Origin of the sequence: Microvirga terrae, assembly GCF_013307435.2 — a bacterium.
GTDB classification, from domain to species: Bacteria; Pseudomonadota; Alphaproteobacteria; order Rhizobiales; family Beijerinckiaceae; genus Microvirga; species Microvirga terrae.
Genome location: NZ_CP102845.1, coordinates 4,073,291 through 4,091,380 on the forward strand (window position 1 = coordinate 4,073,291; position 18,090 = coordinate 4,091,380).

At 67.4% G+C, this 18,090-nt stretch carries 16 protein-coding genes; 12 read left to right on the forward strand and 4 right to left on the reverse strand.

What is annotated here, in order from left to right:
- The first annotated feature begins 464 nt into the window (after nucleotides 1–464).
- Nucleotides 465–1,271 carry a MetQ/NlpA family ABC transporter substrate-binding protein gene (locus HPT29_RS19130; RefSeq protein WP_173946752.1) on the forward strand — a complete coding sequence of 269 codons (807 nt, stop codon included), beginning with the start codon at nucleotides 465–467 and terminating at the stop codon, nucleotides 1,269–1,271.
- 132 nt (nucleotides 1,272–1,403) lie between these two features.
- Here the strand turns inward: HPT29_RS19130 and HPT29_RS19135 are convergent, their stop codons facing one another.
- Together HPT29_RS19135 and HPT29_RS19140 are read right to left on the reverse strand one after the other, a co-directional pair.
- Nucleotides 1,404–2,267 carry a 4-(cytidine 5'-diphospho)-2-C-methyl-D-erythritol kinase gene (locus tag HPT29_RS19135; protein WP_173946753.1) on the reverse strand — a complete coding sequence of 288 codons (864 nt, stop codon included), beginning with the start codon at nucleotides 2,265–2,267 and terminating at the stop codon, nucleotides 1,404–1,406.
- 188 nt (nucleotides 2,268–2,455) lie between these two features.
- On the reverse strand, nucleotides 2,456–4,243 hold the full coding sequence (locus HPT29_RS19140; RefSeq protein WP_173946754.1) for a tetratricopeptide repeat protein: 1,788 nt from the start codon (nucleotides 4,241–4,243) through the stop codon (nucleotides 2,456–2,458).
- Nucleotides 4,244–4,367: 124 nt separating this feature from the next.
- Between HPT29_RS19140 and HPT29_RS19145 the strand changes: the two genes are divergently transcribed.
- Nucleotides 4,368–4,529 (forward strand): hypothetical protein, encoded by a 162-nt coding sequence (locus HPT29_RS19145; RefSeq protein ID WP_173946755.1) that lies wholly within the window; start codon nucleotides 4,368–4,370, stop codon nucleotides 4,527–4,529.
- A gap of 806 nt (nucleotides 4,530–5,335) precedes the next feature.
- Here HPT29_RS19145 and HPT29_RS19150 read toward each other — a convergent pair.
- Nucleotides 5,336–7,000, reverse strand: coding sequence for an electron transfer flavoprotein-ubiquinone oxidoreductase (locus HPT29_RS19150; protein ID WP_173946076.1), 1,665 nt, complete (start codon nucleotides 6,998–7,000; stop codon nucleotides 5,336–5,338).
- A 267-nt stretch (nucleotides 7,001–7,267) separates the two neighbouring features.
- On the opposite strand from HPT29_RS19150, the gene HPT29_RS19155 reads away from it, so the two are divergent.
- The 4 genes from HPT29_RS19155 (at nucleotide 7,268) to moaB (ending at nucleotide 10,648) form a co-directional block, all read left to right on the forward strand.
- Entirely contained in the window at nucleotides 7,268–7,834 is a 567-nt protein-coding gene (locus HPT29_RS19155; protein WP_173946077.1) for a methylated-DNA--[protein]-cysteine S-methyltransferase, read from the forward strand.
- 235 nt (nucleotides 7,835–8,069) lie between these two features.
- Nucleotides 8,070–8,906: a uracil-DNA glycosylase gene (locus HPT29_RS19160; RefSeq protein WP_173946078.1), complete on the forward strand. Its 837-nt coding sequence runs from the start codon at nucleotides 8,070–8,072 to the stop codon at nucleotides 8,904–8,906.
- Nucleotides 8,907–8,994: 88 nt separating this feature from the next.
- Nucleotides 8,995–9,864: a KPN_02809 family neutral zinc metallopeptidase gene (gene ypfJ / locus HPT29_RS19165; protein WP_173946079.1), complete on the forward strand. Its 870-nt coding sequence runs from the start codon at nucleotides 8,995–8,997 to the stop codon at nucleotides 9,862–9,864.
- Between the two features lie 229 nt (nucleotides 9,865–10,093).
- The gene (moaB, locus tag HPT29_RS19170; RefSeq protein ID WP_173946080.1) at nucleotides 10,094–10,648 is read left to right on the forward strand and encodes a molybdenum cofactor biosynthesis protein B; all 555 of its coding nucleotides are present in this window, start codon (nucleotides 10,094–10,096) and stop codon (nucleotides 10,646–10,648) included.
- 7 nt (nucleotides 10,649–10,655) lie between these two features.
- Here the strand turns inward: moaB and HPT29_RS19175 are convergent, their stop codons facing one another.
- Nucleotides 10,656–11,147 carry a hypothetical protein gene (locus tag HPT29_RS19175; protein WP_173946081.1) on the reverse strand — a complete coding sequence of 164 codons (492 nt, stop codon included), beginning with the start codon at nucleotides 11,145–11,147 and terminating at the stop codon, nucleotides 10,656–10,658.
- Nucleotides 11,148–11,367: 220 nt separating this feature from the next.
- Between HPT29_RS19175 and HPT29_RS19180 the strand changes: the two genes are divergently transcribed.
- From HPT29_RS19180 to HPT29_RS19205, 6 genes are all read left to right on the forward strand, one after another.
- Nucleotides 11,368–12,453 (forward strand): PA0069 family radical SAM protein, encoded by a 1,086-nt coding sequence (locus tag HPT29_RS19180; protein ID WP_247654556.1) that lies wholly within the window; start codon nucleotides 11,368–11,370, stop codon nucleotides 12,451–12,453.
- A gap of 138 nt (nucleotides 12,454–12,591) precedes the next feature.
- Nucleotides 12,592–12,999 carry a GFA family protein gene (locus HPT29_RS19185; protein WP_173946083.1) on the forward strand — a complete coding sequence of 136 codons (408 nt, stop codon included), beginning with the start codon at nucleotides 12,592–12,594 and terminating at the stop codon, nucleotides 12,997–12,999.
- A 9-nt stretch (nucleotides 13,000–13,008) separates the two neighbouring features.
- On the forward strand, nucleotides 13,009–13,650 hold the full coding sequence (gene rnhB, locus HPT29_RS19190; RefSeq protein ID WP_173946084.1) for a ribonuclease HII: 642 nt from the start codon (nucleotides 13,009–13,011) through the stop codon (nucleotides 13,648–13,650).
- A gap of 157 nt (nucleotides 13,651–13,807) precedes the next feature.
- Nucleotides 13,808–15,004, forward strand: coding sequence for a site-specific DNA-methyltransferase (locus HPT29_RS19195; protein WP_247654551.1), 1,197 nt, complete (start codon nucleotides 13,808–13,810; stop codon nucleotides 15,002–15,004).
- 139 nt (nucleotides 15,005–15,143) lie between these two features.
- The gene (locus HPT29_RS19200; protein ID WP_173946085.1) at nucleotides 15,144–16,127 is read left to right on the forward strand and encodes an ABC transporter substrate-binding protein; all 984 of its coding nucleotides are present in this window, start codon (nucleotides 15,144–15,146) and stop codon (nucleotides 16,125–16,127) included.
- Nucleotides 16,124–17,932, forward strand: a complete 1,809-nt coding sequence (locus HPT29_RS19205) for an ABC transporter permease (protein WP_173946086.1) — start codon at nucleotides 16,124–16,126, stop codon at nucleotides 17,930–17,932. The genes HPT29_RS19200 and HPT29_RS19205 overlap by 4 nt, the downstream gene beginning before the upstream one ends.
- Nucleotides 17,933–18,090 lie beyond the last annotated feature (158 nt).

An 18,090-nucleotide genomic window follows, 5' to 3' on the forward strand; every position in this document is an offset into this window, starting at 1 on the left:
GAGTTACTTTATAACAAGTCGCAGGCGGCGCGTCTTTCAGCCGAATGGATGAGCGCGTCTATGTCGCGTCCCAGACGCAGGGCCGAACGGCTTAGGCTCTGAACGCATAACCGGTGTGTTCTTTTTACAGAACAATTTGGTTGACTTAAAAGCCGGCAGGGCTACAAAGATCCCGTCTCGCGGCGGCTCCGGCCACAGTGAGACCGCGGAGATTTGAGACGAGCAGCTTGCCCCGCGTCATCAAAGGCTAAAGCGCCACGAGCGGCCTCCGCCTCGTGGTTCACGAGGATCGATCGGTTATGACGCGCTGCACTTCCATGACGGCATCCCTGCCCCTTCCTCGGCCTCTTCAGGCTGAGCGGTGTTGTCGCTGCGCGGCCTGATCGTTCTCGAACAAAAGCCCCGAACCACATGTCCGGCTTCGAGTTGAAGCCCGGACGCACTTTGCCCGAAAGGTAGACCCCATGTCCGTTTTCACCCGCCGCGCCCTCCTGTCCGCGACCGTCGCGCTCGGTGCCGCACTGGCCGCCGCGCTGCCGGCCGCCGCCCAGCAGAAGAGCATCAAGGTCGGCGTCATGTCCGGGGCCGAGGAAGAGGTCGCGCAGGTCGTCAAGAAGGTCGCGGCCACCAAGGGCCTGAATGTCGAGCTCGTGCCCTTCTCCGACTACGCTCTCGTCAACGAGGCCTTGGAGCGCAAGGACCTCGACGCCAATGCCTTCCAGCACAAGCCCTATCTCGACGCGCAGATCGCCGCCCGGGGCTACAAGATCGTTCCCGTCGGCTTCACCTTCGTTCAGCCGATCGGCCTCTACTCCACCAAGGTAAAGGCCGTCGCCGACCTGCCCAAGGGCGCCAAGATCGGCATTCCGAACGATCCGAGCAACGGCGGCCGCGCGCTCAACCTGCTGGCCGCTGAAGGCCTGATCAAGATCAAGGAGGGCCAGGGCCTGTCGCCGAGCCTCCTCGACATCGCCGAGAACCCGAAGGGCATCAAGTTCTCAGAGCTCGACGCCGCGCAGCTGCCCCGCGCCCTGCCCGACCTCGACGCGGCGGTGATCAACACCGACCATGCGCTCAATGCGGGCCTCGACATCCGCAAGGACACGATCGCGGTCGAGAAGCGCGAGGGCAACCCCTATGCCAACTTCGTGGCCGCTCGCCAGGGCGACAACCGTGCGGAGATCAAGACCTTCGTGGAATCCTACCAGTCCCCCGAGGTCGCCAAGTTCCTGGAAGAGCGCTTCAAGGGCGCTATCATCCCGGCCTGGTAAGCCGCTGCCGCGCTCTCCCATTCTTCGCCATGTGATGGCCGGCCTCAAGCCGGCCATCCTCGTTCGAAGAGCGCTGCGTCTCAGGGGATCGGGATCACCGGCCCAGGGCCGGTGACGACGTCGAGACGCGATCTAGCGAAGGCTCGTCGCTTTCGCCCACCAATCCGGCCGCGCGCGCCGGACGGCCTTCGCGGCCTCCGCGGCCGTCTCGCAATCATCGTAGAGGCCGAACACGGTGGCGCCCGATCCGGACATGCGGGCCAGCCGGCAGCCTTTCGTCCGCCGGATCAGGCCGAGCGCCTCGCCGATCAGCGGCTGAAGACGCAGCGCGGGCGGCTCGAGATCATTGCGAGCGGCCTGCAACGCATCGATGAGGCCGCTCCGCTCGATGCTCGGATGGCCCTCGCCGGCCAGTCGCTGGCCAGGCTGCAGCGCGAGCGCCTTGAACACCGCCGGGGTTTCCACCGGCACGCGCGGGTTGACCAGGGCGGCGAAGAGGCGCGGCAGATCCAGCGCAGCCCCAATCTCGGCGCCCGTGCCCCGCATCATGCGTGCTTTCGGTTCCAGGCAGACGGGCACGTCCGCTCCCGTCAGCCGGGCCGCATCCTGGACGGCCGGATGCGACAGCGGCAGGCCGTTGAGGCGCGCCAAGAGCCGCAGGGCCGCGGCCGCATCCGAGGACCCGCCTCCGATCCCGGCTGCCACGGGCAGACGCTTGGTGAGGTGAAACGTCCCGAGCCGGAGGCCCTCCACGCGGTCGGCCAGGAGACGCGCCGCCTTCAGGACGAGATTGTCGGCACCGCTTCCGGCGAGCGCGGCCGTCGGACCATCCACCTCGAGCGCCAGTCCCGCTCCGGGTTGGAGCCGCAGGTCGTCGCCCGTGCCGGCGAAGGCCACGAGGCTCTCGAGCTCGTGATAGCCGTCGGCCCGGCGCCCGAGCACGTGGAGCGTCAGGTTGATCTTGGCGGGCGCGCGGGTGGCAAGCGGCTGAGGCATGGCGCTTCCATGCCCGAGAGCGGGCGTGATGGGAAGGCCTGCCGCGCCGCGGGCGCCGGCCTTCCCTTGTCCTTGTCATGGCCGGGCTTGTCCCGGCCATCCCGACCCGGCAAGGCTCAACGCTTCAAGCAATTGAGATCACCGGCACAAGGCCGGTGATGACAGAGGGGAATATGGTTCGACAGGCCTTAGCCGCCGTTGTGCTTCGGCACTTCCGGCTGAGGCGGCGGTGCGTTCTCGGCGGCGGCCGGCTTCGGATCCTCTTCGAGACCATTGTCGATCTTCTTGAGGATCTTCACGAGTTCCTCGTGCTCCGGATCCGAGTTCTTGGCGTGGTCCCACTGGAACTTCGCCTCGAGCTTGCGGCCGACCTTCCAATAGGCATCGCCCAGATGGTCGTTGATGGTCGGATCGCCGGGCTTGAGCTCCACGGCCTTCTCCAGCTCGCGCACCGCGTCGTCGTAGCGGCCCATGCGGTAATAGGCCCAGCCGAGCGAGTCGATGATCATGCCGTCGCGCGGGGCAAGCTCGACGGCCTTCGTGAGCATCTTGAAGGCTTCGTCGATATTCATGTTCTGGTCGACCCAGGAATAGGCGAGATAATTCATCACCTGCGCCCGGCCGGCCGGCAGCCCCTCGGGGACGAGCTCCAGGGCCTTCTTCAGGTCGGCCTCGGCCTTGTCCCACTGCTTCGCGCGCTCATAGGACGTGCCGCGATAGAAGTAGAGGATCCAGTGGCCGCGCTCCGGCTGGCCGATCAGCTTGATCGCCTTGTCGTAGGTGTCGGCCGCCTCGGCGAACTTCTTGCGCGAGCGCTGCACGTTGCCGAGCGCCATGACGACCTCCACGTCGTCCGGCCGCTCCTTCATGAGCTTTTCGAGATGCGCGATGGCGTCGTCGCCCCGTCCCATCAGCTCGAAATTGTGGCCGATGGAGATGTCGGCGCTCGGCCGCACGGGAGAATCCTTGGGGATGCGATCGAAGATCGCATTCGCCTTATCGTACTGCTTCAGGCGCTCGTAGACGTCGCCCAGGGTGACGAGGGCGAGCGGATGATCGCCCTTCAGGTCGAGGCCGAGGCGCAGATAGATGATGGCGGTGAGCTCGTCGCCCTGGGTGTTGCCGACGACGCCGAGCCCGTAGAGCAGCTCGGCCGCACCGTCCTGCGCGGTGTTGACCAGCGGCAGGAGCGGCTTGTCCTCCTCCAGCGCCTTCATGGCCGCACGGACGATCGGATGGCGCGGCGCGGCCTCGTCGAAGGCCTTGTAGATCTTCAGGGCCTCGTCCTTGCGGCCGCGCTTGGCGAGGAAGCGGCCATAGGCGTCGACCACCTGCAGGGTGTTGCGCTCGCCCTCGTAGGCGGCCTTGAAGCGCTTCTCGGCCTCGACGGGGTTGCCCACCACATCGGCGATGAGGGCGGCATGATATTCCCTGAACTGGTCGAAGGCCCGCTCGTTCTTGAGCTTGTCGACGGTGGCGAGCGCCTGCTTGCCGTCCTTGGCGCCGGCATAGGTCCAGGCGGTCAGGAGCGTTGCCGTCAGATCGGCCTGACGCCCGCGGGCGCCCTTCGAGAGGCGCGTCCGGGCATCGGCGTATTTCTGGCCCTTCAGGGCCCGGACCGCGAGGGCGAACTGCGCTAGGTTGTTGGACGAGTCCTGGCCCGAGAGGCGCTCGGCCGCGCGCACGGCCTCGTTCATGGACCCGTTGGCCAGGAAGGCCACGAAGGCCCGCTCCAGAAGCTCCTGGTTGCGGGGATCCTCCTGGATCGCCTCCCGGAAGAAGATGGTCGCCGCCTCGGTGTCCCGCGCGGAGCCTGCCACGTAGGCGGACAGGAAGTTGCCCTCCAGGCTCTGGGCAGGCTGCAGGATCTCGTCTTCCGTGTTCGCAGCGACGGCCGGAGCGGCCAGCAGGCCGGCAGCCACCAGCATCAGGGCAGGCAGCCCCTTACGGGCAAAGGACTTTTTCAAGATGGGCACGAAGCGCGGCTCCAAAAATCACAGCATCTCTCGTCAGGGGAGATGTGCGCCAAATCAGGCCGGAGAATGGCGTCTCCCTCCGATGGCTGCAAGGGGACAATTGCCGCTGGGGCGTAAAAGCGTCGTGAGGAGCGGAATCGTCGGGAACGCCCTCTTCCTGTCGTCACCGGGCATCCCCGACCCGTCCCGGCTGATCGAGACGCGGCGCCCGTCCGGATCGGGATGGTCGGGCACCGATCCTCTCCCCGTCATCGCCTGGCTTGTCCCGGTGATCCCGCTTCTGTAGGCCGCCGCGCCTTTCCGTATCGGGATGGCCCGTCCTGATCCCCTCTCCCGGTCATCACCGGGCTTGTCCCGGTGATCTCGCTTGCTTGAAGCGCCGCGCCGTTCCGATCGGGATGGCCGGCACAAGGCCGGCCATGACGGGCGGAGGGTGGCGGGACGGGGGAGCGTCACGCTGTGGTGCGGGTTTGTGATCTGTGCTGATGTCAAAGAGCAGCACCTGCGGGCCCGCAGCTTGCGCTGCGAGCCTTCAGGATGATCGAGGGTGGCGCGAGTGGCAGCCCGGCTCGATGTCTGAGGTGATAAGCGAGAGCCAAGCTGCTCGTCGCGCACGGTTCTTTTCAGGCGGACCAGCTGGGCAGAGCCCAAGGTCGGCCTCCTGCGCGCCCAGGGGTGCGAAGCCTGTCGCAGGACCGTGCCGGCTCCCACACTTGCGACGCCTCGCGAGCGCGCCCCTCGAAGGAACCGATCTGCGCCATGATATAGCTTAGCTTGATTGAGCTGTCAAGAACAAAGTGAGAACATGACCTCACCAGCTCGAGCTCACCCTCTCATCCTCACCCGCACGTCATCACCGGCCTTGGGCCGGTGATCCCGACCCGTAAGGCACGGCGCTTCACATGAGCGGGATGGCCGGGACAAGCCCGGCCATGACGTCGAGGCTGACGGAACGACCCTGGGAAAACCGGGACAAGCCCGGCCATGACGAGGAGAGTCGGACGACGCGAGGGACCTGCTGCGGGAGCGAGACGAGACCGGCTCATCCCTCGCCTCTGCGATGCAGGAGAGAGGAAACGAGCAGGCGCGCCATCACATGTTGACGTAGTTCGGGCCGCCGCCGCCCTCGGGGGTGACCCAGTTGATGTTCTGGTTCGGGTCCTTGATGTCGCAGGTCTTGCAGTGGACGCAGTTCTGGGCGTTGATCTGGTAGCGCGCGCCCCCCTCGCCCTCGACCCATTCGTACACGCCCGCCGGGCAGTAGCGCTGCGAGGGACCGCCGAACACGTCGTGCTCGGACGCCTTCTGCAGGCCCATGTCCTTCACCTTCAAGTGGACCGGCTGGTCCTCCTCGTGGTTGGTGTTGGACAGGAACACCGAGGACAGCCGGTCGAAGGTCAGGACCCCGTCCGGCCTGTCGTATGTGATCGGCCTGACCTGATCGAGCGGCAGCAGGCACTCGTGGTCGGGCTTGCCGTGCTTCATCGTGCCGAAAGGCGACCAGTTGAAGATTTCGGTCAGCCACATGTCGAGCCCGCCCAGCGCCACCCCGGCCGCCGTACCGTATTTCGACCAGAGCGGCTTCACGTTGCGAACCCGCTTGAGATCGTAGCCGATCGGCGAGGCGCGCCAGGATTCCTCGTAGGCCGCGATCTCGTCGTTGGCCCGGCCCTCCTGCAGGGCCGCGAAGACGTGGTCGGCGCAGAGCATGCCGGACAGGATGGCGTTGTGGCTGCCCTTGATGCGCGGCACGTTCACGAAGCCGGCCGAGTCGCCCACCAGGCAGCCGCCGGGGAAGGCCAAGTTCGGCACCGACTGCCAGCCGCCCTCCATGATGGCGCGCGCCCCGTAGCCGATGCGCTTTGCGCCCTCGAACACGTCCCGGACCATCGGGTGGGTCTTGAAGCGCTGGAACTCGTCGAAGGGCGACAGGGTCGGGTTCTTGTAGTTGAGATGCACCACGAAGCCGACGGACACGAGATGGTCGTCGAAATGGTAGAGCCAGGAGCCGCCGCCGGAATTGTTGGGCAGCGGCCAGCCCATGGAATGGCGCACGAGACCGGGTTGAAACTTCTCCGGCCTGACCTGCCAGAGCTCCTTGATGCCGATGCCGTATTTCTGGTGATCGCGGCCCTGGTTCAGGCCGAAGCGCTCGACCATCTGCTTGGTGAGCGACCCGCGGGCGCCCTCGCCGAAGATCGTGTACTTGGCGCGCAGCTCCATGCCGCGGGTGAAGTTGGCGTTGGGCTCCCCGTTGCGGCTGATGCCCATGTCGCCGGTGGCGACGCCCACCACCTTGCCGTCCTCGATCAGCACCTCTGCGGCCGGGAAGCCCGGATAGATCTCGACCCCGAGCTCCTCGGCCTTGCGGCCGAGATAGCGGGCGACGTTGCCGAGCGAGCCGACGAAGTTGCCGTGGTTGTTCATGAGCTTGGGCATGAACACGTTGGGCAGGCGAATGCCGCCGGCATGGCCCAGATACATGAACTCGTCGGCGGTGACTTCCGTCTTCAGGGGCCGGTCGGGATCGGACCGCCATTCCGGCAGGAGACCGTCGAGGCCGATCGGGTCGATCACCGCGCCGGACAGGATGTGGGCACCGACCTCGGAGCCCTTCTCAACCACGACCACCGAGATGTCCGCGCCCTGCTCCATCGCCCGCTGCTTGAGCCGGATAGCGGTCGCCAGGCCGGCCGGACCCGCGCCCACGACGACGACGTCGAATTCCATCGATTCACGGGCGGGCAGATCGGACATGGCTTCCTCCTGGTACGCGGCTTCAACGCTTGGACGGCCGGATGGTTTACATATGAACGATCCGACGGATTTCTCAAGTCGCTCTCGTCACGTTCCTCTCCTAGCTTCATTGCCGGACGGCTGAAAGTTCTCTTTCCGCATAAGGTTATGCCGAAACCCGATGACCGTGACGCACCCGGGACAGGGAACCGGCCCGGTCGTCCGCTCGCAAGGCCCGCGACGGCCCTCCCGAGTTGTTCGCCGGCCGCAGGAGGACTACAAAGAGCCATGCAGGATCCTCCCTCCCGCGATGCGGTGTTCTACACGCTGTTCGAGACGGCCATCGGCCCGTGCGGTCTCGCCTGGAACGGGCGCGGGATCGTGGGCTTCCAGCTTCCCGAGGACGACGCATCCCGGCTGCGCGGCCGCCTCGCGCGGCGCTTCCCCGGCCTCGTCGAGGCCAAGCCGCCGCCGGACATCCAGGCCATCGTCGCGGACGTCACGGCCCAGCTGCACGGGGAGGCGCGCGATCTGTCCACGGTGCGGCTCGACATGGACGGGGTGCCGGACTTCGACCGGCGCGTCTACGAGGTGGCCCGCGGCATCCCGCCGGGACGGGTGCTGACCTACGGGGAGATTGCATCCCGGCTCGGCACCGGCAATGCTCGGGCGATCGGCCAGGCCCTGGGGCGCAACCCGTTCGCGGTCATCGTTCCCTGCCACCGGGTCGTGGCCGCCGGCGGCAAGCTCGGCGGCTTCTCGGCGAATGGCGGCGCCACCACCAAGCGCCGCCTCCTGGCCATCGAAGGCGCCCGCCGGGACGAGACCCCGACGCTCTTCGACGGTATCTCATAGGAGCCCGATTCGAGGCCTTGCTTGTCCTTGTCTCGGACCGGCCTCGGCCAGCTTGGCCGGCTTTGATCCTCTCTCACGTCATGGCCGGCCTTGTGCCGGCCATCCCGATACGGGAGAGCGCCGCGCCTCTCGCGCCGGGATCACCGGGACAAGCCCGGTGATGACGGGGTGGAGACGGCCCGATCCTGTGCAGACCCGAGTTGTCCACAGCCCCTGGAATGCTTACATACGCTTCATGCAGGATGCACCTTCCGACCGCGATGCTCTTCAGGCGCTGCTCGACTTCCATGTCGAGGCGGGCGTCGACCTCGCGCTCGACGAGACCCCGCACAACCGTTTCGCCGAGCCCAAGGCCGAGCCCGGCCCGGCCAAGGCTGCCGCCCAGGCCGCCGCGCCCAAGTCCTCTCCGGCACCCGCCGCTCCCGCTCCCCGCGCCCTGCCGAAAGCGGCCGCCGGCGCGCCCGAGGAGGTGGCGAGCCTGGCCCGCGAGCAGGCGCGCCATGCGCAGTCCTTGGAGGAGCTGGAAGCGATCCTGGCAGGCTTCGACGGCTGCGCGCTGAAGTTCTCGGCCAAGAACCTCGCCTTCGCGGACGGCAATCCGGACGGACGCGTCATGCTGGTGGGCGAAGCGCCAGGCGCGGACGAGGACCGGATCGGCAAGCCCTTCATGGGCCGTTCCGGGCAGCTGCTGGACCGGATGCTGGCCACCATCGGGCTCGACCGCACGCAGGTCTACGTGGCCAACATCGTGCCCTGGCGCCCGCCGGGCAACCGTACGCCGACCCCGCAGGAAATCGCCATCTGCAAGCCGTTCATCGCGCGCCAGATCGAGCTGGCGTCGCCTGAATTCGTGCTCTGCCTCGGCGGGCCGGCGGCCCAGAACCTGCTCGGCGTCAAGGACGGGATCCTGCGCACCCGCGGCCGCTGGTTCACCTACAGGACCGAGGACGGACGGGAGATCCGGGCCCTGCCGACACTCCATCCGGCCTATCTGCTGCGCCAGCCCCTGCAGAAGCGCCTCGGCTGGCGGGACTTTCAGGCTCTGCGACGGGCTCTCGACGGACGGGAGTAAGGCTCTCTTGCGGGCCTTCTCGGAACCGGTCCATATGCTTACGCCTTAAGATCCTGCGGAGCCTCATGCCGCGGCTGGAAGGTGGATCATGCGCTGGGAAGACTTTCGAACCTCGTCCAATGTGGAAGACCGTCGCGGCATGGGTCTGCCCGGGGGTGCGGGCGGTCTCGGCATCGGCACCATCCTGATCCTCGGCCTCGTCGGCTGGGCGCTCGGCATCGATCCGCGCATCCTGATCGGCGGCGCCGAGATGATGACGGGCGGCGGCTCCGGCTACCAGCAGCAACAGCAGGGCCGCCAGGGCGCCCCGCAGGACGAGGCCGGACGCTTCGCGGCCGCGATCCTGGGCAACACGGAAGACGTGTGGAAGGAGGTTCTGCCCAAGCAGGCCAACCGGCAGTACCAGGCACCGAAGCTCGTGCTGTTCTCGGACGCCACGCGGTCCGGCTGCGGCGGCGCGCAATCGGCCATGGGGCCGTTCTACTGCCCGCTCGACCAGACCGTGTACATCGACCTGTCGTTCTTCCAGGAGATGCAGCGCCGCTTCCGCGCCGGCGGCGATTTCGCCTATGCCTATGTGCTCGCCCACGAGGTCGGCCACCATGTGGAGAACCAGCTCGGCATCCTGCCCCGCGTCCAGGAGCGCCAGCAGCAGGTCGGGCGTGCGGAAGCCAACCAGCTCTCCGTGCGCGTCGAGCTGATGGCGGATTGCCTGGCGGGCGTCTGGGCGCATCATTCCAACCAGCGCTGGCAGTCCCTCGAGCCGGGCGACATCGAGGAGGCGATCCGCGCGGCCGAGGCCATCGGCGACGACCGCCTGCAGAAGCAGGGCCAGGGCCGCGTGGTGCCCGACAGCTTCACGCACGGCTCCTCCGAGCAGCGCATGCGCTGGCTCACGACCGGGTTGAAGTCCGGCTCGATCCAGGCCTGCGACACGTTCCGGACGAGCCAGCTCTGATGTCTCGCTCAGGCGTGGCAGACACCCTCCTCGTCATGGCCGGGCTCGTCCCGGCCATCCCGATGCATTGAAGCGCCGCCCTTCCCCTATCGGGATCACCGGCACAAGGCCGGTGATGACGGGGTGGTTGGCCTTCCAGGTCTGATCATCGTCAGACAACCGCCACGACCTGTGTGGAAGCCTGGACCCTGCTGCGCTACATGAGACCCCGCGCCTTCCAGAGTCTCCCATGCCCGGCATCGACGACAGCCTCCCCTTCATCCCCCTTCGCATCGCCGTTCTGACGGTTTCCGACACGCGCTCACTGGACGACGACAGGTCGGGTGCGACGCTGGCCGAGCGGCTGGCCAAGGCCGGCCATCGACTTGCGGACCGGGCCATCGCGCCGGACGACGTGGAGGCGATCCGCGGCAGGGTTCGGGGCTGGGTCGCCGATCCGGCGGTCGACGTGGTGATCACCACGGGCGGCACGGGCTTTACCGGCCGCGACGTGACCCCGGAGGCGATCGAGCCCCTGTTCGACAAGCGGATGGAGGGATTCTCGGCGGTCTTCCACCGCATCTCCTACGACAAGATCGGCACCTCGACGATCCAGTCGCGGGCGACCGCAGGCATTGCCGGCACGACCTTCGTGTTCGTGCTGCCGGGCTCGCCCGGCGCCTGCAAGGACGCCTGGGACGGGATCCTGGCCCATCAGCTCGACTACCGTTACCGGCCGTGCAACTTCGTCGAGATCATGCCGCGGCTCGACGAGCATCTGAAGCGCGGAACGCCGAAAGCCTGAACAGCGCTCAGCCGAACACCGGATCGCGCTCGATGGTGGCCGCGAGCCGCACGGGCATGCGCGCCCGGACCTCGTTCGCCAGCACGCGGCGATGCACCAGATCCCCTCCCCGCACGGACGAGCGCGCGAACAGGCCGCGGAGCGCATTCGCCAGCCCGGTCCGCTGCCGCCGCATCCGCGCCAGACCCTGGTCGGGCCGGGACAGGGCGACGAACCGGTCGAGCACCCGGATCCAGCCCTCCTGCGGGATGTCGCCGTCGTCGAGGCAGAGCAGCCAGTCGCGCCGCGCCGCCTTCGCCCCCTCGAGCCACGACCCTTTCGGCGCCACCACGAGGGTCGCCCCGACGGCGTCGGCGACGGTCGCCAGGGTGTCGTCCGGCTTCTCCGCCAGGATGACGGCGTCGCCGACGAGCCCGGCGGCCACCGCCGGAACGAGGGCGCTCAAGGTGGCGGCCAGGGCTTCGGGCCCATGCGTGACGCGGACGAGAACGGTAATCATCCGAAGAGTATAGCCTCTCGGCTCCAGGCCGTCGCCAGGACATTTCTGCCGACGCACCCTTGATTTTGTTCCTGATTTGTTCTTAAGCTTGCGGCCTCCACCGACAGATTCGTTCGAGGCCGCCATGAGCGTTCGCGCCAAAGATCCCGCCCGCGATCCCCTCCGCATCCGGCCTGTGAGGCGCACGCCGCTCGAAGCGGCCGAGGCGGCGCGGCGGCGCATGGACGACCCGGCCTACCGCGTCGAGGTGGAGCGGCGCCGCGGCCGCGGCGCGTCCGCGAACCCGTCCGGCCGCTACGAGCCGGCGCAGCGCGAAGCCTTCGACGACGGCTGGGACCTGGACGATGAGCTTCCCGCCCTGCCGACCGAAGTCATCGTCGAGAAACCGCGCACGATCGTCACCCGGAACGATTCGCCCGACATCCTGTTCGAGAAATCGATCAACCCCTATCGCGGCTGCGAGCACGGCTGCGCCTATTGCTTCGCGCGGCCCACCCATGCCTTCCAGGGCCTGTCCTCGGGCCTCGACTTCGAGACCAAGATCTTCGCGAAGCCCAATGCGGCGGAGCTCCTGGAGAAGGAGCTGCGGGCCGCGAAATACGAGCCGACCACGATCGCGCTCGGGTCCAACACGGACCCGTACCAGCCCGTGGAGCGGCGCTTCCGCATCACGCGCTCCATCCTCGAGGTGCTGGACCGGATGAACCATCCCGTGGGCATCGTGACGAAATCGGGCCTCGTCACCCGGGACATCGACATCCTGAGCCGGATGGCCGAGCGGCAGCTGGTCAAGGTGGCGATCTCGGTCACGACACTCGACCCGAAGCTCGCCCGCCGCATGGAGCCGCGCGCGGCCGCGCCGGCCAAGCGCCTCGACACCATCCGCAGACTCACCGAGGCGGGCATTCCGGTGTCGGTCCTGGTGGCGCCCATCATCCCGGCGATCAACGATCACGAGATCGAGGCGATCCTGAAGGCCTGCGCCGAGGCGGGCGCGCAGGAGGCCGGCTACGTGCTCCTGCGCCTGCCGCACGACCTCAAGGACCTGATGCGCGACTGGCTCGCCGAGCATTACCCGGACAAGCTCAAGCACGTGTTCACGCTGCTCCAGGAGGCGCGCGGCGGCAAGGATTACGATGCCGAATGGAGCACCCGCCAATCCGGCGTCGGACCCTATGCCTGGATGCTCGGCCGTCGCTTCGAGACCGCCGCCGAACGGCTCGGCCTGAACAAGCGGAACCTGCGCCTGCGCAAGGACCTGTTCGCCGTGCCGCCGAAGGAGACCGGGCAGCTGAGTCTGTTCTGACCGCTTCGCACGAGGCGTCATCCGGACGCCGCGGGCCGGCCATCTCACGCGTCATACGATCCTCGCCTGGCGCCGCTCTGGCCATGCACCGCGGGCCCGCTATAGTGCCCCGTCCCTGCCTGAAAGCCGGAGCGCACCGTGAGCCCCTACACCGGATCGTGCCATTGCGGCACCGTTCGTTTCCGTATCGATGCGGAGATCGTCGAGCTGACGACCTGCGACTGCTCGCTCTGCGTGAAGAAGAACGCCCTGATGACCAAGGTCCACGAGAGCGCCCTGACCATCGTGGCGGGCGAGGAGGCCCTGTCCCTCTATCAATGGAACACGCGGCGGGCGAAGCACTACTTCTGCTCCCGCTGCGGCATCTACACGTTCCATCGCAAGAGAGCGGCCCCCGACCATTACGGCGTCAACATCTTCTGCCTGGACGGATTCGACCCTTCCACGATCCCGATCCGGGCGACGGAAGGCATCGGCATGTCGGTCGTCGACCCTCTCGCCCGCGCGGAATGGCCCGGTCCACGGGAGGAGGAAGATCGCCTATAAGCGGCCCTCATGACCGCACCGATTCGCGCCTCCCGTCTCCCCGATCTCGGCCTCGACCGCGAGCTCGCCGCCCGCGCGCAGGGTCGTTCATGCATCGCTGGCCTCGACGAGGTCGGGCGCGGGCCGCTGGCCGGCCCGGTGGTGTCGGCCGCGGTGGTGCTCGATCTCGACAACGTGCCCCAGGGCCTGGCCGATTCGAAGGTCCTGACGGCTTCGAGGCGCGAGGCGCTGTTCACTGAAATCCTCGCCACGTCCCATGTGGGAATCGCCTCGGTGTCGCATCAGGAGATCGACAGCATCAACATCCGGCAGGCCTCGCTGCTCGCCATGTGCCGGGCGCTCGCCGCTCTGCCGTGCCGGCCGGACATGGCCTTCGTCGACGGTAACGATCCGCCGGTGCTGCCCTGCGCCACGGAAGCGATCGTCAAGGGTGATTCGCGCATCGCCTCGATCGCGGCCGCGTCCATCGTGGCCAAGGTGGTGCGCGACCGGATGATGGCGCGGCTCGGGCAGGCTTACCCGGCTTACGGATTCGCCAGCAATGCGGGCTACTGCACCAAGGCCCATCTCACGGTGATCGCCAGCGAGGGCCCCTGCCCGTTCCACCGCATGAGTTTCTCACCCCTGCGCCAAGGGTTACTGGATCTGTAACCTCTCTTAACGCTGATTAACGGAAAAACCCAATCTTTTCAGCATGTAGGCAAGTTTTGCCGATCCAAAATATTTGCATTTTCTCAGCTTTGGAAACCTCCTCTTTACCCTATCCCATCATGATCCGGAGTGTCAGTTGCGTAACCGGTGATCACCCATGGGTACCTTGCGTACCGGGGCTGCCGGCGCCGCCTCCCGGATCCATGTCTCGCGTACCGGGCGGTCTGCGCCGGCTCCTCGGACGGGGCGTAAAACGCCCCTCTCCGTTCTGCCGCCGTCTCTTCCTCTCAATGAGATCCTTCTCGGCGACTGCATCGCCAATCTCGAGAAGCTCCCGCCCGAGAGCGTGGACGTGGTCTTCGCGGATCCGCCTTACAATCTCCAGCTCGAACAGGCGCTGACGCGCCCCGACCAGAGCCTCGTCGATGCGGTCGACGACGACTGGGACAAGTTCGCGAGCTTTGCCGATTACGACGCGTTCACCCGCGCCTGGCTTCTCGCCGTGCGCCGCGTGATGAAGAAGAACGCGACGCTGTGGGTGATCGGCTCCTACCACAACATCTTCCGCGTGGGCTCGGCGCTCCAGGACCTGAACTTCTGGATCCTCAACGACATCGTGTGGCGCAAGGCCAACCCGATGCCGAACTTCAAGGGCCGCCGCTTCACCAACGCGCACGAGACCATGATCTGGGCCTCGAAGAGCGCCGGTTCGAAGGGCTACACCTTCCATTACGATGCGCTGAAAGCCGGCAATGAAGACGTGCAGATGCGCTCGGACTGGTTCATTCCCATCTGCACGGGCGACGAGCGCCTGAAGGACGCTCAAGGGCGCAAGGTCCACCCGACCCAGAAGCCCGAGGCGCTGCTTGCGCGCATCCTTCTCTCCTCGTCCAACCCCGGCGACGTGGTGCTCGATCCCTTCTTCGGCTCCGGCACGACGGGCGCGGTCGCCAAGATGCTCGGCCGCAGCTTCATCGGCCTTGAGCGGGATCCGACCTACGCCAAGGCGGCGCGCGCCCGGATCGATGCGGTCGAGCCCCTGTCCGACGTGTCCATCGCGGCTGCGCCCGAAAAGCGCACCGAGGTGCGCGTGCCGTTCCTGTCGCTCGTCGAGGCGGGCCATGTGAAGGCAGGCGAGACCCTGGTGGACGAGCGCCGCCGCCACAAGGCGGTGGTGCGCCCCGACGGGACCGTGGCGCTCGGCGCCATCGTGGGCTCGATCCACAAGATCGGCGCCCTGACCCAGGGCTTCCCCTCCTGCAACGGCTGGACGTTCTGGCACGTGGAGCGGCAGGGCAAGCTCGTGTCGATCGACGAGTTCCGGGCGAAGGTGCGTGCCGAATTGGCCGCTTGACCTTTGCGACGATTTGGACTTTTCGAGAGGGCCAGCCCAAAGCTGGCCCTTTTCGTTTCCCGCACTAACCTTTCGTCACAGAGGCGTCATCTGATACCGCTAGCGCGGGCAGGCCTTCGCCAACCGAGAGGACTGTCCCGTGTCCACCAAGCGCATTCTCCTGTCTCTCCTTGCCGCCCTCGTGCCCGCAATCGCTCAGGCCCAGGGGCTCTCCGGCAACCTCGTCCTCTACACGAGCCAGCCCAACACCGACGCACAGCAGACCGTCGACGCGTTCAAGGCCAGGAACCCGGGGGTCACCGTCACGTTCGTGCGCGACGGCACCCCGAAGATCCTGGCCAAGCTGAGCGCCGAGTTCGAGGCTGGGCAGCCCCAGGCCGACGTGCTGCTCATCGCCGACAGCGTCACCATGGAGGGCCTCAAGAAGGAGGACCGCCTGCTGGCGCACGAGAAGGCCGACGTCTCGGCCTATCCGGCCGGAACGCACGATCCGCAGAAATTCTGGTTCGCCACCAAGCTGATCACCACGGGCATCGCCTACAACACGAAGGCGGGTTTCAAGCCGGCCTCGTGGCAGGACCTCACCCGGCCGGAGGTCAAGGGCCAGCTCGTCATGCCGAGCCCGCTCACCTCGGGGGCGGCCCTCATCCATGCCGCGACCCTCACCGGCGCCATGGACGGCGGCTGGAAATACTACGAGGCCCTCAAGGACAACGATGCCGTCGCCGGCGGCGGCAACGGCGACGTGCTCAAGCAGGTGGCCGGCGGCCAGAAGCTCTACGGCGTGATCGTCGACTACATGCCGATCCGCGAGAAGGCCAAGGGCGCGCCGATCGAGTTCGTGTTCCCGAAGGAAGGCGTCTCGGCCGTGTCCGAGCCCGTCGCCATCCTCAAGAGCACGAAGAACCCGGAGGCCGCCCGCGCGTTCGTGGACTTCCTGCTCTCGAAGGAGGGCCAGGAGCTGGCGCTCAAGCAGGGCTACATCGCGGCCCATCCGGCCGTCGCGCTGCCGGCCGGATATCCGGCCCGTGAGCAGATCAAGGTCATGAGCTTCGACGCCGGCAAGGCGCTCGCCGACGAAACCAAGAACAAGGCGGCCTTCGCCGACATCTTCGGACAGTGAGACATCGCGCACAGAGCAGGTCGTTCCTGGAGCGGGGAGGTTTCTGCCTCCTCGCTCTTGTCGCTTTGATCGTCGTCGCCTTCGACGTCCTGCCCGCCCTGCGGCTGCTGTGGGCCGCGCTCCTGCCCGGCGGCGCCTTCAACCCAGACGCCATGCTGACGGCCTTGTCGAGCCGGTCGGCGGTGCGGGCGGCGCAGGCCTCGCTGGAAACGGCCCTGCTGTCGACGCTGCTGGCCCTGCCGCTCGGCACCGCCATGGCGCTCGTCCTCGGCATCACGGATCTCCGCCGACGCCGCGTCGCGTCGTTCCTGTTCGTCCTGTCGGTGATGATCTCGCCTCAGGTGATCGCCCTCGCCTTCCTGCACCTCGCCGGCCCGGCCTCGCCGATCCTGAACACCCTCGGCTTCGCCCCGGAGGCGGGCAGCGCCAATCCGATGATGGGACGCGGCGGCATCATCCTGGTGCTGGGCCTGCACCATGCGCCGCTCGTCTACGTGGTGATGAGCGCCGGGTTGAAGCGCATTCCGCTGGCGGTCGTCGAGGCGGCCCGCATCGACGGCGCGCGGCCCTTCCGGATCCTGACCGACCATCTGATGCCGCTGCTGCGCCCGCATCTCGCCAGCGCGGCCCTGCTCGCCTTCGTGGCCGGAATCGGCAATTTCGGCATTCCGGCGCTGCTCGGCGCCCCCGTGAACTATCTGACGCTCCCCGTCCTCATCTACCGGCGGCTGTCGAGCTTCGGCACCGACATGATCGGCGATGTCTCGGCGCTCGGCCTTCTCGTCGCGGCCATCGCGATCACCGGCGTCGCCGCAAGCCAGGTCCTGATGCGCCGGAACGACGTGCAGCTCGAGGACGACGCACCCTTGAGGCCGTTCTGGCTCCTCGGCCGCGCGCGTGTCGCGACCGAGATCTTCGTCGCGCTCGTCCTCGCGGTCACGCTGGTCCTGCCGGTCCTGTCGCTGCTCGCCTCCGCCCTCGTGCCGTCCTACGGCATGCCGCTGTCGCTCGCCACGATCACCCTCGACAACTTCGTCGAGGTGCTGGCCCGCCAGGACGTGACGATCCGCGCCTTCACCAACTCGCTCCTCTATGCCGGCGGCGCGGCCGGCCTGCTTGCCGGGCTCGCCGTGCCCCTCGCCTACGGGTTGGTCCGCCTGATGGGGCGGGCCCGCATCCTGGCCGTGTCCCTCCTCGAAATCGCCTACGTGCTGCCGGGCATCGTGCTCGCCATCGCGTGCATTCTCCTGTTCCTGAAGCCGCTGCCGCTCCTGGGGTTCTCGCTCTACGCGACCCCATGGATCATCCTGTTCGCCTATCTCGCGCGCTTCCTCTCGGTGGCGCTCAAACCCGTGCTCGCCGGCATGGTGCAGGTCGACGTCGCGCAGGAGGAGGCCGCCGCCATCGACGGCGCCCGGCTGGCGCAGCGGCTCTTCGGCATCGTGCTCCCCTCCCTGCTTCCCGCCGCAGTCGCCGGCGGGCTGATGGCGTTCCTGCTCGCCTTCAGCGAGCTCACCGTCTCGGCCCTGCTCTGGTCGGCCGGAACCGAGACCATCGGGGTGGTGCTCTACAACCTCGAGGAAGCCGGCCTCGCGAGCCAGGCCTCCGCGGTCGCCGTCGTGATCGTGGCCGTGGTGACGGCCGCCATGCTCGTCCTCGATGCGCTGGGCCGCCATCTGCCGGCCGGAGCCCTGCCGTGGCAGAGCGCCATGGAGGACGAGGCGCACATGAACCGCGAACCGGCTCGGGCGCCTGCCCGCACGTCCGTCCTCGATCGGCTCGAGCCGAAGGCGGCGCTGAGCTGAAGGTTTCGCCATCTCCGGCCGACAGTGACACCCTCTCACGTCATGGCCGGCCTTGTGCCGGCCATCCCGATAAAGTGAAGCGCGGCGCCTCACACCATCGGGATCACCGGGACAAGCCCGGTGATGACGTCAGAGGATTGTCCGCCGCAGCACATCAA

What these genes read in the sequence shown, in the direction of transcription:
- HPT29_RS19130 (WP_173946752.1), top strand. Translation starts at nt 465, where the DNA reads ATGTCCGTTTTCACCCGCCGCGCCCTCCTGTCCGCGACCGTCGCGCTC.
- HPT29_RS19135 (WP_173946753.1), bottom strand. Translation starts at nt 2,267, where the DNA reads ATGCCTCAGCCGCTTGCCACCCGCGCGCCCGCCAAGATCAACCTGACG.
- HPT29_RS19150 (WP_173946076.1), bottom strand. Translation starts at nt 7,000, where the DNA reads ATGTCCGATCTGCCCGCCCGTGAATCGATGGAATTCGACGTCGTCGTC.
- HPT29_RS19155 (WP_173946077.1), top strand. Translation starts at nt 7,268, where the DNA reads ATGCAGGATCCTCCCTCCCGCGATGCGGTGTTCTACACGCTGTTCGAG.
- HPT29_RS19160 (WP_173946078.1), top strand. Translation starts at nt 8,070, where the DNA reads ATGCAGGATGCACCTTCCGACCGCGATGCTCTTCAGGCGCTGCTCGAC.
- ypfJ (WP_173946079.1), top strand. Translation starts at nt 8,995, where the DNA reads ATGCGCTGGGAAGACTTTCGAACCTCGTCCAATGTGGAAGACCGTCGC.
- moaB (WP_173946080.1), top strand. Translation starts at nt 10,094, where the DNA reads ATGCCCGGCATCGACGACAGCCTCCCCTTCATCCCCCTTCGCATCGCC.
- HPT29_RS19175 (WP_173946081.1), bottom strand. Translation starts at nt 11,147, where the DNA reads ATGATTACCGTTCTCGTCCGCGTCACGCATGGGCCCGAAGCCCTGGCC.
- HPT29_RS19180 (WP_247654556.1), top strand. Translation starts at nt 11,368, where the DNA reads ATGGACGACCCGGCCTACCGCGTCGAGGTGGAGCGGCGCCGCGGCCGC.
- rnhB (WP_173946084.1), top strand. Translation starts at nt 13,009, where the DNA reads ATGACCGCACCGATTCGCGCCTCCCGTCTCCCCGATCTCGGCCTCGAC.
- HPT29_RS19195 (WP_247654551.1), top strand. Translation starts at nt 13,808, where the DNA reads ATGGGTACCTTGCGTACCGGGGCTGCCGGCGCCGCCTCCCGGATCCAT.